Below are 15,834 nucleotides of genomic sequence, written 5' to 3' on the forward strand. Positions count from 1 at the left end.
GCTGAGATGAGCCAAGCGCGCATTAGGCATGTGACAATCGCATCATTGCCAGTCTGTGGCCGATTGCGGTGCCGCCGACAGGGGCTATGCACCATTTTCGCGTAGGACATGGCCAGCCAGATAGAGCGATCCGCAGATCAGCACCCGCGCGCGTGGGGCGCGCGCGTTGATCGTGCTCAGCGCGTCACGCACGGACTTGGCCGTTTCGGCGGCAAAGCCAGCCTCTTGCGCAATCCGGGCGGTTTCTTCGGCTGGCAGAGTCGCAGCTTCGCCGGGGATCGAAACCGCGGTCAGGCTGTCCGCAACATGGGCAAGCGGGGACAGATAGCCGCGCACGTCCTTGGTGTTGAGCATGCCACAGATCAGATACGTGGGGCGGGCAGGCAACTGTGCCAGATGTGCGGCCAGCGCGTCGCCTGCGGCGGGGTTGTGACCGCCGTCAAGCCAGAGTTCCGCTTGCGGTGCCAGATCCGCCAGAGCACCTGTGCGCAGCCGCTGCATACGGGCGGGCCAGTCTGCGTGGGTTACAGCGGCTTCGCAGGCTTCCTCGGGCGCGCCAAGATGGCGCAGTGCCGCCAGTGCCGCGCCCGCGTTCATGTATTGATGCGCGCCGGGTAAGTTGGGCAGGGGCAGGTCCAGCAACCCGGTTTCGTCCTGATAGATCAGCCGCCCGCGTTCCTCACAGGCATGCCAATGCTGGCCATGCGCCAAAAGCGGCACACCAAGTCGGGCAGCCTGCGCCTCGATCACCGCCATGCCGTCGTCAGTTTGCGGACCGACGACGCAGGGTACGCCGCGCTTGAGGATCCCCGCCTTTTCAAAGGCGATCTTGGATACGGTGTCGCCAAGATAGCTTTCATGATCCATCGACACCGGGGTAATGATGGTCAGCGCGGGTTTGGCAACAACGTTGGTGGCATCGAGCCGACCACCAAGACCGACCTCAAGCAGCGTGTAGTCCGCGGGTGTGCGGACAAAGGCCAAAAGTGCTGCGCAGGTCGTGATTTCGAAATAGGTGATCGGGTCGGACCCGTTGGCGGCGTAACATTCGTCCAGTACATGCGCTAGGTCGGGCTCGGCAATCAGAGTCCCGGCCAGGCGGATGCGTTCGTGAAACCGTGTCAGATGCGGCGAGGTATAGGCGTGGACACGCAGATCCATCGCCTCGAGCCCGGCGCGGATCATCGCCTGTGTCGATCCCTTGCCATTGGTTCCGGCGATGTGGATGACTGGCGGCAGTTTTTGTTCCGGGTGATCCAGCGCCTCAAGCAGACGCCAGACGCGGTCTAGCGTAAGATCAATGATCTTGGGGTGCAGCGCCATCATCCGGTTCAGGATGTGGTCCGAAGAAAACACCGTCATTTTTGCGCTGGAGCAACCGACACTTTCGCCTCGTCGGCGTCATTGTCGGTGGGTGCAGGCAGATCACCGGCAATTGGCGGTGGCAGTCGCATCAGCATCCGAATGATCGAGATCAACTCGTCCCGCATTTTGCGCCGGTCGGTGACCCGGTCCAGCATGCCGTGTTCCAGTAGATATTCGGCGCGCTGGAACCCCTCGGGCAGCTTTTCGCGGATCGTCTGCTCAATCACGCGGGGACCGGCAAAGCAGATCAGCGCATTCGGCTCGGCAATCTGGACGTCCCCCAGCATGGCGTAAGAGGCGGTGACGCCACCAGTGGTCGGATGGGTCAATACGACGATATAGGGCAGGTTTGCTTCGCGCAGCATCTGGATCGCGACGGTCGAGCGGGGCATTTGCATAAGGCTCAGGATACCCTCCTGCATCCGGGCACCACCAGCGGCGGAAAAGAGGATGAGCGGACGCTTGAGCCGAACCGCCTCTTGCGCGGCCTTGACGATGGCGTTGCCCACATACATGCCCATTGAGCCTGCCATGAACGAAAAATCCTGCGCGGCCGCAACGATGGGCGTGCGCCCCATGTCGCCCGTGACGACCAGCATCGCCTCTTTTTCGGCCGTGGATTTCTGCGCGGCACGCAACCGGTCAGGATATTTCTTTTGATCGCGGAACTGTAGCGGATCGGCCAGCGGTTCGGGCACGGCGACATCGTGAAAAACGCCGCCGTCGAACAGGGCGAGGAACCGTTCGCGCGGGGTGATCGCCATGTGGTGCGCGCAGTTCGAACAAACCCAGAGATTGTCGCTGAGTTCGCGGTGAAACAACATCGTGCCGCATTCATCGCATTTCGACCAGAGGTTCTCGGGCACTTCGCGGCGCGAGAAAATCGAGTTGATGCGGGGGCGGACGTAGTTCGTGATCCAGTTCATGCCGTTCTTTCCCGGGTCGCCAGAATATGGCTGACTTAAGCGGGTGTCGTAGGAAATGCAATGCAGGCAAGGCGGTCTGGTCGCACCAGGGGCCACGCTGGTGGCGCAGGCAGTGTGATATCCGACTTGTGGTGACGGGGGGGCTTGGGTATTCCGGGGGGCACAACCGATTTTCAGGGAGGGCAGGCCATGCTCAAGCGTCCGTTCGACAAATCCAAATTGCCCAGCCGCCATGTGACCGAGGGTCCGGCCCGCGCGCCGCACCGGTCATATTACTACGCAATGGGCATGTCCGAGGCCGAGATTCATCAGCCTTTGGTCGGTGTCGCCACCTGCTGGAACGAGGCCGCGCCCTGTAATATTTCGCTCAACCGGCAGGCGCAGGCAGTTAAAATGGGGGTCAAGCAGGCCTTTGGCACCCCGCGTGAATTTACTACCATCACCGTGACGGACGGTATTGCCATGGGTCACGAGGGCATGCGCTCCAGCCTCGCCAGCCGCGAGGCGATTGCCGATACGGTCGAACTGACCATGCGCGGTCATTGCTACGACGCCATCGTGGGTCTTGCCGGGTGCGATAAATCCCTGCCAGGCATGATGATGGCCATGGTGCGACTCAACGTGCCATCGGTCTTTATCTATGGTGGGTCGATCCTGCCGGGGCGGTTGCATGGTAAGGACCTGACGGTACAGGATGTCTTTGAAGCCGTGGGCAAGCATCAGGCTGGCAATTTCTCGGATGAGGAACTCGAAGAGCTGGAGCGTGTCGCCTGCCCGAGTGCCGGAGCCTGTGGTGGTCAGTTTACCGCCAACACCATGGCCTGCGTTTCCGAGGCGATTGGTCTGGCGCTGATGAACTCATCGGGTGCACCGGCACCTTATGAAAGCCGTGATCAATATGGCGAGGCATCGGGCCGCGCCGTGATGGATCTGATCGAAAAGAACATCCGGGCGCGCGACGTCGTGACGCTCAAGAGCCTTGAGAACGCTGCGCGGGTTGTGGCCTGCACCGGTGGGTCGACCAATGCCGGGCTACATCTGCCGGCGATCGCGCATGAGGCCGGGATTGATTTCTACCTTGACGAAGTCTGCGAGATCTTCCGCGACACGCCCTATTTCGTCGATCTCAAACCAGGTGGCGCCTATGTTGCCAAGGATCTGTACGAGGCGGGCGGTGTGCCGGTCGTGATGAAGGAATTGCGCAAGGCCGGACTGCTGCACGAGGATTGCATGACCGCCTCGGGGAATTCCATCGGCGAAGAACTGGACCTGATCACGCGTGAGGCTGACGGCAAGGTAATCTATTCTGTCAGCGCGCCGATCAGCAAAACCGGCGGTGTTGTGGGCCTGAAGGGCAACCTTGCCCCGGCTGGGGCCATCGTCAAGGTCGCAGGCATGAGCGCGGAGGAGCAGGTCTTTACCGGCCCGGCGCGTGTCTTTGAATGTGAGGAAGACGCCTTTGAGGCCGTAAAGGCGCGGCAGTACAAAGAAGGCGAAGTTCTGGTGATCCGCAACGAGGGCCCTGCGGGCGGTCCTGGCATGCGCGAGATGCTGGCCACGACGGCGGCATTGTCGGGTCAGGGTGTCGGCAAAAAGGTTGCTCTGATCACCGACGGGCGCTTTTCCGGCGCGACACGCGGGTTCTGTGTGGGCCATGTCGGTCCCGAGGCGGCGCATTGCGGGCCGATTGCCCTGCTGAAAAACGGCGATGTCATCACCATTGACGCGGTCAAAGGTAACCTTTCAGTTGATCTGAGCGAGGAAGAGCTTGAGGCGCGCAAGGCGTCCTGGGCCGGACCGCGCGATACGATCTATGCCAGCGGTGCCCTGTGGAAATACGCGCAGCTCGTCGGAGAGACTTACAAGGGCGCAGTCACGCATCCCGGCGGCAAGGCGGAAAAGCACGTCTACATGGACCTCTGACCATGCGCTGGGCGGGCCCTGCTTTGGCGGCGGTTGTCCTGCTCGGGATGGCGGGCTGTTCTCCGGTGCCCGACAGTGGGGCTCCCAAAGCGGCGGCCCCGACTGCTGTGGTACAGGCCGCCGCACCCGCCAAGGGGTTTCTGGGCGGCCTGTTTTCACCCAAAAACCCCGAAGCCGACGCCCAAGGGGAAAGTCACAAAGGCGCGGTTCCCTTCGTCAGGGTGAAACTTGCCGGCGGTGCGGTCGTGCTCAGTGGTCCGACGGGCTATTGCATCGACCCGGCGACGTTGCAGGCGCGGGGGGGCGTGGTTTTGCGGTTCTGGCCAGTTGCCGGATTCTGAGCGGGGGCGAGGCCGGCCCCCCGGTTCCCCCAGTTCTGATCACCGTGACGGTTGGTGCGCGTGGTACAGGCACGGATGTGCCCGAGCCGCAGACCCTTGCTGCGGTGTCTGATGCGCCGCTTCTGTCCGGGAGTGAGAGTGACGGTCTAAGCCTGGCGCTGTTGGCCGAGGGGGGCGCGGACGTGTTTGAGGGTGGAGATCCGAAATTCTGGCGCGGGGCCTTTGTTCTGGGGAACCGGCTGGTCGCGCTGGCTCTTTATGCGCCGCAGGGCAGCGGGCTGACTGGGGACGCGGGTGGCGCGATGTTGCAACAAGTGCATTCCCGAATCCTGTCTGAAAGCCCAGGGGGCAAATCCAGGTCACCGGGCGGATAATCGGCGATAGCGCGGTTTGCTGGGGCAAAGACTTTTGTGACACTAATCCCTTGCCAAGACGAGGTCGGGCGCCAGACAATGTCGTCGACCTTGGCGACAGGCGGTTCACTGGGAAAGACAGGCACGGATGACGCGGCAAAGCGATGGTATGATCGAACGGTTGATGCGGCAGGGGGCGTTGCGCCGTTGGGCACGGGCCGCGCATGATGCCGAGTCAACGGATTTGCCTGACCTCGTGAACCAGCGCGACACGGCGCGCCAGCTTAGGGTCCATCTCGACAAACTGATCCACTTGGCCGATACGCGCCTCGCACAGCCACTCATCGGCACCCCATCGGTTTCGCAGCCGCACGGCGTCGACTGGGCGTGGCGGCCAGAGCTTTGGTGCGCACCACTGGCGCAGCAGGGCCTGTCCCCGGTTCCATCAAAATCTCGGCTTGGTGACGAGGTGACGCTGTTCCACGATTGCGGGTTTTGCGAACTGACGCTGCGCCAGATACGCAACGCGCGCGCGGCAGACCAGGCGGCCTATGGACTGTGCATGGATGTGTTCCATTTTGACGGATCGTATCTGTCGCTGTCTGTGGATCTGCCTATGGCGGCGTCGCTGGATCTGCGACGCCAACATTTGATCCGGATCGAGACAATTGTCGAGATGGAAGCGCCGCTCAAGGTATTTGCCAGGCTCAACATCCGGCACGGCCCGAATACCGAACAGATTGTGCGCGAACTGGCATTGAATGCGGCCGAAAATCAGGTGGAATTTGATCTGGCCTATAGCAAGCTGAACGAGAAACGCGCCGACCGGATGTGGCTCGATCTGATTTTTGAGGCACCGCAGATGAATCAGGTGGTGTTGCGGGATCTGACGTTCAGCCGCAGACTGCGTGCCGCGCTATGACTAGGGGAGCAGGGCGATGACAGGTTTCACACTGACCAAGACACGGTTTCAAGAAGGTGTCTGGCAGGGGCTTTTGGCGGCAGCGGACGCTCCCTGCGAGCCGCCTGAAATCACAGTCACCCTTCTGGATAAGCCGTTGCACGGTGTGATTGTGAACCGCACCCCTGAGGCAGGACGCTGGTTGGTCGAGGTTCCCGTACCGACAGAAGCAATCGGTGATGGTGCGCAGATCTTTGTGATCCGGGACGCTGCATCCGACGTGGTTCTGAACAGTTTCACATTGCTGTCAGGTGAAGGGTTGGCCGATGATCTGCGGCCCGAGGTCGATCTGCTGCGCGCCGAACTGGACATGTTGAAGCGGGCCTTTCGGCGCCATTGCAACGAGGCGGGATAGACTCCGCTTTCACATGGTGCGCCACGTTCCGCGCGATATTGTGCAATTGGTCGTAGACATTGACCATTTCGGGCGCGCGGTGCAGGGTGCGCGCATCCCTCTCAAGGAGCCCCCATGTCCCCGCTGCGTGGCATCAGCCTAAAGCTGACATCCGTTTTCTTGTTCATCATCATGGCGTCGCTGATCAAGGCCTCCTCGGACCGTATTCCAGCCGGTGAGGCGGTGTTTTTTCGCTCGTTCTTTGCCATGCCGGTGATCTTGTTCTGGTTGTTGATGCGCCATGATCTGAGCACCGGGTTGCGGGTTCAGAATCCGGTTGGGCATTTCTTGCGCGGTGTGATCGGGGTGTCGGCGATGGGTACCAGCTTTGCCGCGCTGGCGTTGCTGCCGCTGCCCGAGGTGACGGCCATCGGCTATGCCGCGCCGCTGCTGACAGTGCTGTTTGCTGCCGTTCTGCTGGGCGAACGGTTGCGGCTTTTCCGGTTGACGGCGGTCGGGATCGGACTCGTCGGGGTGCTGATCATCCTTTGGCCGCGTCTGACACTTGACGAGGTGAACACCGCCGCGCAAATCGGTGTCGCTTTGATCCTGTTTTCCAGCGTGCTGCGGGCGCTGGCGCAGATCCAGATCCGGCGGCTTGTGGCGACGGAACAGACATCGGCCATCGTGTTCTTCTTTTCGCTGACGGCGACGGGACTGTCACTCATAACCATACCGTTTGGCTGGGTGCTGCCCACGCCGGGCGAAGCCGCGATGCTGATCTCGGCAGGTCTGATCGGCGGTCTGGCGCAGATCATGCTGACCTCGGCCTACCGCGAATCCGAAGCGGCGGTTCTTGCGCCGTTTGACTACGCGTCGATGCTTTTTGCGCTTTTGATTGGCTATGTGGTCTTTGCCGAGGTGCCGACCCGGTCGATGCTGCTGGGCGCGGCGGTGGTGATTTTGGCGGGTGTGTTGATCATTTGGCGCGAACGGCAGCTGGGGCTAAAGCGCGGCAAGGCCCGTGCCGGACTGACGCCGCAGGGCTGACCCGGTTAACGATCCAGAAGGCCCGCAGCGACATAGGCTGGCGCCAGAAGTAGACGCCGGTAGCGTCCCAGCGGGAATCGTCCCGGCGGCGCCTGCATTGCCATCGGGTAGGGTGATTTGGGGTCTTGCCCCCGGACCAGATCGGCCAGAATACGCCCGGTCAGCGTCGCCATGGCCACGCCGTTGCCATGATATCCCAGCCCGGCAAAGACACCCGGAAGCGCGGGCACCGGTCCGGCAAAGGGTGTTAGATTGGCCATCAGGCAAACCAACCCCGACCAGTCGTGCGTGATCTCGATTTTGGACCAGGCGGGAAACATGGCATTGAATTCTACACGGATACGGCGGCGGATCGCGGCCTCGGCCCGTGGCGTGGCGCGCAATCCGCCGCGCATGCCGAACAGGAACCGATTGTCGGGCAGTCGACGAAAATAATGCAGCAGGGTGCGTGTGTCATAGGCCATTTGATCCGATGTCCAGCCTTGGGCCTCTTGTTCGGCCGGTTCCAACGGTCGGGTGACAAGCACGCTGGATTGCACTGGCAGGGTACGACTGCGCAGCCAATCTGGCACATCCTCTGAGGAATAGCCGTTGGTGGCAAGAATGACGCGACGGGCCGAAACGTTGCCTTGCGGTGTTGTCAGGATGGTTCGATCCCCGTCCTGACGCAACGCTTTCACGGCACTCTGGGCGTGCAGCGCGGCGCCAGCCTTTTGCGCGGCAGCGGCGACTCCCGAGTGATATTTGCGCGGGTTGAGGGCGAATCCGATTGGAATGGTCAGACCACCGTGGAATGTCCCGCCCAGCCCATATGCGCGCAGATCCTTGGCTTTGATAAGCGTTGGCGTCACACCGAAATCTTGCGCGATCTGATCCGCCTCGGCCCGCAATCCGGCCATGGCGCGGGGGGTGTGGGCAAGGATGGTTTCGCCATTCGAATGGGTGTCCGCGTCGATGTTGTGTGTACTCAGCAGATCGGCGACCAGATCAACCGCTGCGCGCTCGGCCATGTGCCATTCTGCCAGACCGGCATCGCCGAACCGGCGGCGCAATAGGGCGCGCGGGGCCTTGGCACCACCCAGGCAGCAAAATCCGCCATTGCGGCCTGAGGCTCCGAAACCGGGGGTCTCGGCCTCGAGCAATGTCACCTGAACACCGGCGTTGGCCAGATGCAGTGCCGCCGACAAGCCGGTGAATCCTCCGCCCACAATCGCGACGTCGGTCGTGGTACTGCCGGGCAGAACGGGCCAGTCGGGTTGCGGCGTTGTCTCTGCCCACCAACATCCCTGTTGCGATGCATACGCGGCTGGTTCGTAGATTCGCTTCATTGCGTGCGGGCTGCGGCCTGTTCGTCGCGTTGCTGCGCCACCGATGCGCGTTTGCTGATCAGCGATGCCGTGATGACGCCAACAGTGACAATGGCAATCATGATGGTGGATAGTGCGTTGATCTCGGGTGAGACACCAAGCCGGACAGCCGAAAAGATCTTGATCGGCAGGGTGGTGGCTGATGGACCCGTTGTAAAGCTCGCGATCACCAGATCATCAAGCGACAGGGTGAAGGCCAGCAACCAACCAGAAACGACGGCGGGCGCGATGATTGGAAGCGTCACCAGCCGGAAGGCGTCAAACGGCGAGCAGCCCAGATCCAGCGCGGCCTCTTCCAATGAGGTGTCAAAGCTGGTCAGGCGTGAAGATACGACGACCGACACATAGCACATCGCAAATGTGGTGTGCGCCAGCACGATGGTAAAGACACCGCGATCAAGGCCAATACCGATAAAGAGCAGTAAGAGTGACAGGCCAGTGATGACCTCTGGCATGACCAGCGGCGCATAGATCATGCCAGAGAACAGCGTGCGCCCGACAAATCGACCCGATCGTACCAGCACATAGGCGGCCATGGTGCCAAGGACGGTGGCGAGCGTGGAACTGAACACCGCGACCTTGATTGTCACCCAGGCGGCATCAAGAAATTCCTCATTGTGCAACAGTTCACCGTACCATCGTGTTGAGAACCCTGCCCAGACGGTCACGAGTTTAGAGGCGTTGAAACTGTAGATCACGAGTATGATCATCGGCAGGTAGAGAAAGGCGAAGCCAAGCGTCAGAGACGTTGCGTTGAACCAGGAAAAGCGTTTCATTGTGTCGCCTTTATCTGAACTTGGCGGGACCAAGAGTTTTGAAAAAACTCTTGGTAAAAGTTTTTGGCAAATTTTTGGGTGGCGTTCATCCCTCAGCCTCGCGCTGTTTCTGTTCGTTGCGTTGGAACAGGATGATGGGGATGATCAGGATCAGCAGCAGGATGATCGCGACCGCCGACGCCACCGGCCAGTCGCGGTTCGAAAAGAATTCTTCCCACAGCACTTTGCCGATCATCAATGTTCCCGAGCCGCCCAGAAGCGATGGGATCACAAATTCACCCAGTGCAGGAATGAAGACCAGGAAACAGCCAGCGATGATGCCATTCTTTGACAGCGGTATGGTCACCAGCCAGAACGCCTGTGCGCGCGAACATCCCAGATCCTCGGCCGCCTCTAACAGCGATTCATCGAGCTTTTCCAGCGCTGAATAGATCGGCAGGATCATGAAGGGCAGATAGGTGTAGACGATCCCGATATAGACCGCCGTGTCGGTATTCAGGATTGTCAGTGGTGTTGAAATCACCCCCAGCCCCAGCAACAACTGATTCAACAGCCCTTCGGTCGACAGAATCCCCATCCATGCGTAGACCCGGATCAGGAACGAGGTCCAGAATGGCAGGATGACCAGCATCAGCAGTGTTGGCCGCCATTCGGGCGCGGCGCGCGCCATGGCATAGGCCATCGGATAGCCCACCATCAGCGTCAGGACCGTCGACAGGGCAGCGATCTGAAGCGAACTGAGGTATGCCTTCCAATACAGGTCATCCGTGGTGAGGAACCAGAAATTTTCCAGGTCCAGATCGCCGAAAAAGGCGCGGACGCCCTCCCACCCGGCGGCAAGATCGAGTTGTGGCATATAGGGTGGGCGCGCCAGTGCCGTGTCCGACAGCGAAATCTTGAGGACAATCAGAAACGGGATCAGGAACAGGCACAGCAGCCACAGATACGGCAGTGCGATCAGAACAAAGCGGCGCATATCCTAGCGCTCCAACAGGACACCGGCGGTGTCAGTGAAGGAGAGCCAAACTTCATCCTCCCAGGTGATATCGCGGCGGGACAGGCGGCGGGTGTTGGCGGTTTGCGCCTTCATCATCGTGCCGCCGGGCAGTTCGACGTGATACGTCGAGAGGTTGCCGAGATAGGCGATGTCGATCACCCGTCCGGGCAGCACATTGGCCGCGTCGTTTGGCCGCTCGGTCGAAATAGTTACCTTTTCAGGCCGGATCGCAAAATGGCAGGTCTGACCTGGGGTGAAATGATGCGAGGTGGTGCCCTGAATCGGCGCCTGGCCCTCGGCCCAGGCGATGGCAACCTTGTCACCGGTCTGGCTGGCGGCACCTTCGATGATGTTCACGTCACCGATAAAGTCGGCAACATAGACCGATTCCGGCGCTTCGTAGATCACCGATGGCGTGGCAACCTGAATTAACCGACCCTCATCCATCACCGCCACGCGCGAGGCGACGGTCATCGCCTCTTCCTGATCGTGGGTGACGATGACAAAGGTAGTGCCGGTTTTTTCCTGGATGTCCATCAATTCGAACTGGGTGTCCTGGCGCAGCTTGGCGTCCAGCGCCCCCAAAGGTTCGTCCAGCAACAGCAGTTTGGGCGCTTTGGCGAGTGACCGGGCGAGGGCGACGCGCTGCCGTTGCCCCCCCGAAATCTGATGAGGTTTGCGTTTGGCGAATTTCGACAGCCGGGTGAGGCGCAGCATCTCTTCGACGCGCTCGGAAATCTCGTCCTTGGAGGCGTTTCCACGACGCAGGCCAAAGGCGATGTTGTCCCAGATCGACAGATGCGGAAACAGCGCGTAGCTTTGGAACATCATATTGACTGCGCGTTTGTTCGGCGGGATCGGGGCGATGTCCTGACCGGCCAGCAGAATGGTGCCGCTGGTCGGATTTTCGAACCCGGCAAGCATCCGCATCATTGTCGTTTTGCCGCAGCCCGAAGGACCAAGCAGGGCAAAGAACTCTTTCTCAAAAATATCGAGGCTAAGGTCGTTGATGGCGGTAAAATCGCCAAAGCGTTTGGTTACCCCCTTGAACTGGATCAGGGGTTTTTCGGCGGGATCGTCCCAGGGGGCAAATACCTTTTGGCTCATCACTCTATCCGGCAAAGAGAAAGGCCCGCGCGGGGTATCGCGCGGGCCGGAATGTATCGGCTTAGGTGCCGGATTTGACTCTGGTCCAAAGGCGCGTGACCACGCGCTGGATTTTGGGGTCATAGGGCGAGACGGTGTAGAGGTTCTTGATGGTCTCTTCGCCGGGATAGATCGCCGGATCGCCGATCACATCTTCGATCAGGAATTCCTGCGACGCTTTGTTGCCGTTGGCGTAGTAGACATAGTTTGATGCCGCCGCCATGTTCTGCGCGTCCATGATGAAGTTCAGGAACTTAAGCGCGCCATCAGGGTTCGGTGCATCGACCGGGATCGCCATTTGGTCGAACCACATCAGCGCGCCTTCCTTGGGCGCGTTAAAGACAACCTCGACCCCGTTGTCGGCTTCGGCGGCACGGTCGCGGGATTGAAGGATGTCACCCGACCAGCCGAACGCCACGCAGATGTCGCCATTGGCCAGCGCGTTGATGTATTCCGAACTGTTGAACTTGGTCACATATGGCTGAACCTTGACCAGGACTTCGCCGGCCAGCTCCAGTTTTTCGGGGTCCTTGCTGTCGGGGTCTTCGCCGATAAATTTCAGCGCGGCAGGGATCATCTCGGTCGGGGCATCAAGGAAATAGACGCCGCAGGTGGCCAGCTTTTCCATGTTTTCCGGGTTGAACACCAGCTCGAGCGAATCGAGCGGCGCATCTTCGCCCAGAACCTCGGTCACTTTGCTGACGTTGGCGCCAATGCCGGTGGTGCCCCACATATAGTTGATCGAATAGGCGTTGCCGGGGTCGTATTGGACGGTGCGCTGTTCGATATCGGCCCACATATTCGCGATATTGGGCAGCTTGGATTTGTCGAGTTCCTGGAACGCGCCGGCCATGATCTGACGCTGAAGGAAGGTGCCTGTCGGCACCACAACGTCATAGCCCGACCCACCGGCCAGCATCTTGGTTTCCAGCACTTCGTTGCTGTCAAACACGTCGTAGATCAGGTCGATCCCGGTTTCGGACTCGAACTTGGCCAGCAATTCTTCGTCGATATAGTCGGACCAGTTGTAAACGCGGACCTCTTCGGCCTGAACCGCCGCTGCGGTCAGGGCGAGGGTCGCTGTGATACTCAGCAGAGGTGTTTTCATCGTTTGCTCCCGTTGATCTGGGGATATTGTTCCCCTCTGATCTTGAATTTGATCAAATATTGCCGACTATGGCAACAACAAGATGTTTTCATGCCGCAGGGACCGGTGCAAGATGCAGGTTCACCAAGGTTAGGCGGCGCCGGTCGGGGTCATGTGATGAATTTGCGGGCAGAACACGAAGAGTCGGCCGACAGCGCGGGGGTCCCTGTGCATGAACAGGTCTACCGCGCCCTGCGTAAGAAAGTGCTGTTCGGAGAGTTGGAGCCGGGGCAGGCCGTGACGATCCAGGGACTGACACAAAGCCTGGATGTCGGCATGACCCCGGTGCGCGAAGCCTTGCGGCGTCTGACTGCCGAAGGCGCGCTGGAGTTTCAGGGAAATCGACGGATCTGCGTGCCTGTACTGGACCGGTCAGCGATTGACGAGCTTACCGTGGCACGCCGCGCGCTTGAACCTGAACTGGCGCGCATGGCTACGGCACGCATCACCAGCGCCCAAGTTGCGGCCCTGCGCGACTGTGATGCCCGGCTCGACAGGGCGATCGCGCGCGGCGATGTGCGTGGCTATCTCGAAGAGAATCACGACTTTCATGCGGCGATCAACGGCATAGCACAGGCCCCGATCCTGACCGCGCTCGTCGAAGGGCTGTGGCTGCGCTTTGGCCCGTCGTTGCGGGTGGTTTGCGGATTGTTTGGCACGCGAAATCTGCCCGATATGCACAAAGATCTGATCAATGCCTTTGAATTGGGCGACCCGGTGGCAGCCGCCCGCGCGATGGAGGGGGACGTGGTTCAGGGAATGGATCAGATCCGCGCCGGTCTGAGTGATTCGATTGACACGGAATAATTTGATCATATTCTGGCGCCAACTTCCCACTGATAGTGAAAGGCGCATGTCATGACGCTGATTTCGACCAATATGCCGACCGCAGAGTTGCAGGCGCTGGACACGGCCCATCACATGCATCCCTTTACCAATAACGCGGAACTGGGGGCCAAGGGTGCGCGGATTATCACCCGTGCTGATGGTTGCTGGCTGAACGACAGCGACGGAAACCGCATCCTTGACGGGATGGCCGGGCTGTGGTGCGTCAATGTCGGCTATGGCCGCAAAGAGTTGGTGGATGCCGCTGCACGTCAGATGCAGGAACTGCCGTTTTACAACACGTTCTTTCAGACCAGCCACGTGCCAGCCATCGCCTTGTCTGCCAAACTGGCTGAGCTTGCTCCGGGTGATCTGAACCATGTGTTCTTTGCCGGATCGGGATCCGAGGCGAATGACACCAATCTGCGGATGGTGCGCACGTACTGGGATCTGAAGGGCAAGCCGGGCAAGAACATCGTGGTTTCGCGTTGGAACGCCTATCATGGTTCGTCGGTCGGCTCTGGTTCGCTGGGCGGTATGAAGGGGATGCACGCCCAGGGTGGTATGCCGATCCCCGACATCCACCACGTCGGTCAACCGAACTGGTGGGCCGAAGGCGGCGACATGACGCCCGACGACTTTGGCCGGATGCGGGCCCGCGAACTGGAAACAGCGATCGAGGAATTGGGTGCCGACCGAGTCGCCGCTTTTATCGCCGAACCGGTCCAGGGTGCGGGTGGCGTGATTATCCCACCGACCACCTACTGGCCCGAAATCCAGCGCATTTGCGACGCACATGATATCCTGCTGATCGCGGACGAGGTGATCTGCGGCTTTGGCCGGGCCGGCAACTGGTTCGGTTCGCAGACCATGGGGATCAAACCGCATATCATGACCATCGCCAAGGGGTTGTCGTCGGGCTACATGCCGATTGGCGGTTCGATTGTCTGCGACGAGGTGGCCGAGGTGATCGGCAACGCCGAATTCAATCACGGCTACACTTATTCCGGCCATCCGGTGGCCTGTGCCGTCGCGCTCGAGAATCTGCGTATTCTGGAAGAAGAGCAGATCATCACCCGTGTTCAGCAGGATACTGGCCCCTATCTCAGGGAAAAATTCGAATCCCTGACAGAACATCCGATGGTCGGCGAGGCGCAGATTGTGGGCATGATGGGCTCAATCGCCCTGACCCCGGACAAGGCGTCGCGCGCGGTCTTTGAGGCCGAAGAGGGCACGGTTGGCTACATCTGCCGCGAGCGCTGCTTTGCCAACAATCTGATCATGCGCCACGTGGGGGACCGGATGATCATCTCTCCGCCGTTGGTCATCTCGAAATCCGAGATTGATACCCTGATCGAACGCGCCTGGAAATCGCTGGACGAAGCCTATGCGACGCTGCGCGAACGGGGGTTGTTCAAGGCGCGCCCGGCTGCCTGACCGGCGGTTGCATGACCCCTCTGGCGATGCAAGCCTGCGTCGCCAGATGTGCCAGATGCCTGGCCTGCGGGCGCATCGAAACAGCAACAGGGGCAACGCCACGACCGCTGAGCGCTTAGACGCGACCTTTGACCCTTTCATAGCGTTGGCGCGCAATCTCTTCGTGGCGCTCGGCCTTGCGATCCTCGGCCAGGGCGGTTTCGACATAGTCGAGATGGGCCTCGACTGCGACGCGTGAGGCGGCGGGATCGCGCGCCTGCAAGGCCACATTGATGGCACGGTGCTGGTCCAGAAGGGCGGATCGGGTGGTACGCTGTTTGAACATGATCTGGCGGTTGTAGAACACGCCTTCGCGCAGCAGCTGGTACATTGACCGCATCATGTGCAGCATGATCACGTTATGGCTTGCCTCGATGATGGCAAGGTGGAAATCGGCGTCCAGTTGGGCCTCGTCTGTCGGGTTGCGTTTGGAATGGGCAGTTTCCATTTGTTCAAACACGGTCTGGATCACCTGAAGGTCAGTATCAGACCCCATTCGCGCTGCGCGTTCCGCCGCCAGCCCCTCCATGTCGCGGCGAAAGGAAAGGTAGTCAAAGACGGCTTCGTCATGGGATGCGAACAGCGTTATCAGCGCATCGGAAAACGCCGACCCAAGGACGTCCGCGACAAAGATCCCGGCCCCCGCGCGGCTGGTTAGCAGGCCCCGGTCAGACAGGTCGGCCAGGGATTCGCGCAGTGAAGGGCGAGAGACGCCGAGGCGTTCGGCCAGTTCCCGCTCGGCTGGAAGGCGCTCGCCGGGGCGCAGAATGCCCCGCAGGATCAGCTTTTCAATCTGGCGGGTAACTGCAACAGAGAGCTTTTCGGGCTGGACACGATGGAACGGCAT

The 15,834-nt window shown here is 60.5% G+C and carries 16 protein-coding genes; 8 read left to right on the forward strand and 8 right to left on the reverse strand.

Features of this window, described 5'->3' with window-relative positions; all coding sequences use genetic code 11:
* Positions 1-84 precede the first annotated feature (84 nt).
* On the reverse strand, positions 85-1,362 hold the full coding sequence (locus IMCC21224_RS03185) for a folylpolyglutamate synthase/dihydrofolate synthase family protein (protein ID WP_047994117.1): 1,278 nt from the start codon (positions 1,360-1,362) through the stop codon (positions 85-87).
* The gene (gene accD / locus IMCC21224_RS03190) at positions 1,359-2,291 is read right to left on the reverse strand and encodes an acetyl-CoA carboxylase, carboxyltransferase subunit beta (RefSeq protein ID WP_047994118.1); all 933 of its coding nucleotides are present in this window, start codon (positions 2,289-2,291) and stop codon (positions 1,359-1,361) included. Before accD ends, IMCC21224_RS03185 begins: the two co-directional genes overlap by 4 nt.
* A gap of 189 nt (positions 2,292-2,480) precedes the next feature.
* On the opposite strand from accD, the gene ilvD reads away from it, so the two are divergent.
* The 6 genes from ilvD to IMCC21224_RS03215 all read left to right on the forward strand — a co-directional run bounded on the left by ilvD (position 2,481) and on the right by IMCC21224_RS03215 (position 7,253).
* On the forward strand, positions 2,481-4,214 hold the full coding sequence (gene ilvD, locus IMCC21224_RS03195) for a dihydroxy-acid dehydratase (protein WP_047994119.1): 1,734 nt from the start codon (positions 2,481-2,483) through the stop codon (positions 4,212-4,214).
* A gap of 2 nt (positions 4,215-4,216) precedes the next feature.
* A complete protein-coding gene (locus IMCC21224_RS26355; protein WP_053078877.1) occupies positions 4,217-4,555 on the forward strand; it encodes a hypothetical protein in 339 nt (112 codons plus the stop codon).
* Between the two features lie 77 nt (positions 4,556-4,632).
* Positions 4,633-4,929: a hypothetical protein gene (locus IMCC21224_RS26360; RefSeq protein ID WP_053078878.1), complete on the forward strand. Its 297-nt coding sequence runs from the start codon at positions 4,633-4,635 to the stop codon at positions 4,927-4,929.
* Positions 4,930-5,056: 127 nt separating this feature from the next.
* Positions 5,057-5,830: a DUF6478 family protein gene (locus IMCC21224_RS03205; protein WP_047994120.1), complete on the forward strand. Its 774-nt coding sequence runs from the start codon at positions 5,057-5,059 to the stop codon at positions 5,828-5,830.
* A 16-nt stretch (positions 5,831-5,846) separates the two neighbouring features.
* Positions 5,847-6,224, forward strand: coding sequence for a hypothetical protein (locus tag IMCC21224_RS03210; RefSeq protein ID WP_047994121.1), 378 nt, complete (start codon positions 5,847-5,849; stop codon positions 6,222-6,224).
* Positions 6,225-6,338: 114 nt separating this feature from the next.
* A complete protein-coding gene (locus IMCC21224_RS03215; RefSeq protein ID WP_047994122.1) occupies positions 6,339-7,253 on the forward strand; it encodes a DMT family transporter in 915 nt (304 codons plus the stop codon).
* A 5-nt stretch (positions 7,254-7,258) separates the two neighbouring features.
* Here the strand turns inward: IMCC21224_RS03215 and IMCC21224_RS03220 are convergent, their stop codons facing one another.
* The 5 genes from IMCC21224_RS03220 to IMCC21224_RS03240 all read right to left on the reverse strand — a co-directional run bounded on the left by IMCC21224_RS03220 (position 7,259) and on the right by IMCC21224_RS03240 (position 12,647).
* Positions 7,259-8,581, reverse strand: coding sequence for an FAD-binding oxidoreductase (locus IMCC21224_RS03220; RefSeq protein WP_047994123.1), 1,323 nt, complete (start codon positions 8,579-8,581; stop codon positions 7,259-7,261).
* Positions 8,578-9,396, reverse strand: coding sequence for an ABC transporter permease (locus IMCC21224_RS03225; protein WP_047994124.1), 819 nt, complete (start codon positions 9,394-9,396; stop codon positions 8,578-8,580). The genes IMCC21224_RS03220 and IMCC21224_RS03225 overlap by 4 nt, the downstream gene beginning before the upstream one ends.
* A gap of 85 nt (positions 9,397-9,481) precedes the next feature.
* Complete coding sequence (locus IMCC21224_RS03230) at positions 9,482-10,372, reverse strand: ABC transporter permease subunit (RefSeq protein WP_047994125.1); 891 nt, start codon at positions 10,370-10,372, stop codon at positions 9,482-9,484.
* 3 nt (positions 10,373-10,375) lie between these two features.
* Positions 10,376-11,500, reverse strand: a complete 1,125-nt coding sequence (locus IMCC21224_RS03235) for an ABC transporter ATP-binding protein (RefSeq protein ID WP_047994126.1) — start codon at positions 11,498-11,500, stop codon at positions 10,376-10,378.
* Positions 11,501-11,561: 61 nt separating this feature from the next.
* A complete protein-coding gene (locus IMCC21224_RS03240; protein ID WP_047994127.1) occupies positions 11,562-12,647 on the reverse strand; it encodes a polyamine ABC transporter substrate-binding protein in 1,086 nt (361 codons plus the stop codon).
* Positions 12,648-12,803: 156 nt separating this feature from the next.
* Here IMCC21224_RS03240 and IMCC21224_RS03245 point away from each other — a divergent pair, with 156 nt between their 5' ends.
* Positions 12,804-13,493 (forward strand): GntR family transcriptional regulator, encoded by a 690-nt coding sequence (locus IMCC21224_RS03245; protein ID WP_047996839.1) that lies wholly within the window; start codon positions 12,804-12,806, stop codon positions 13,491-13,493.
* A 51-nt stretch (positions 13,494-13,544) separates the two neighbouring features.
* Entirely contained in the window at positions 13,545-14,948 is a 1,404-nt protein-coding gene (locus IMCC21224_RS03250; protein WP_047994128.1) for an aspartate aminotransferase family protein, read from the forward strand.
* Between the two features lie 115 nt (positions 14,949-15,063).
* On the opposite strand, the gene IMCC21224_RS03255 is transcribed toward IMCC21224_RS03250, so the two are convergent.
* Complete coding sequence (locus tag IMCC21224_RS03255; protein ID WP_047994129.1) at positions 15,064-15,834, reverse strand: FCD domain-containing protein; 771 nt, start codon at positions 15,832-15,834, stop codon at positions 15,064-15,066.

The sequence above is a fragment of the Puniceibacterium sp. IMCC21224 genome (assembly GCF_001038505.1).
Lineage (GTDB): Bacteria > Pseudomonadota > Alphaproteobacteria > Rhodobacterales > Rhodobacteraceae > Puniceibacterium.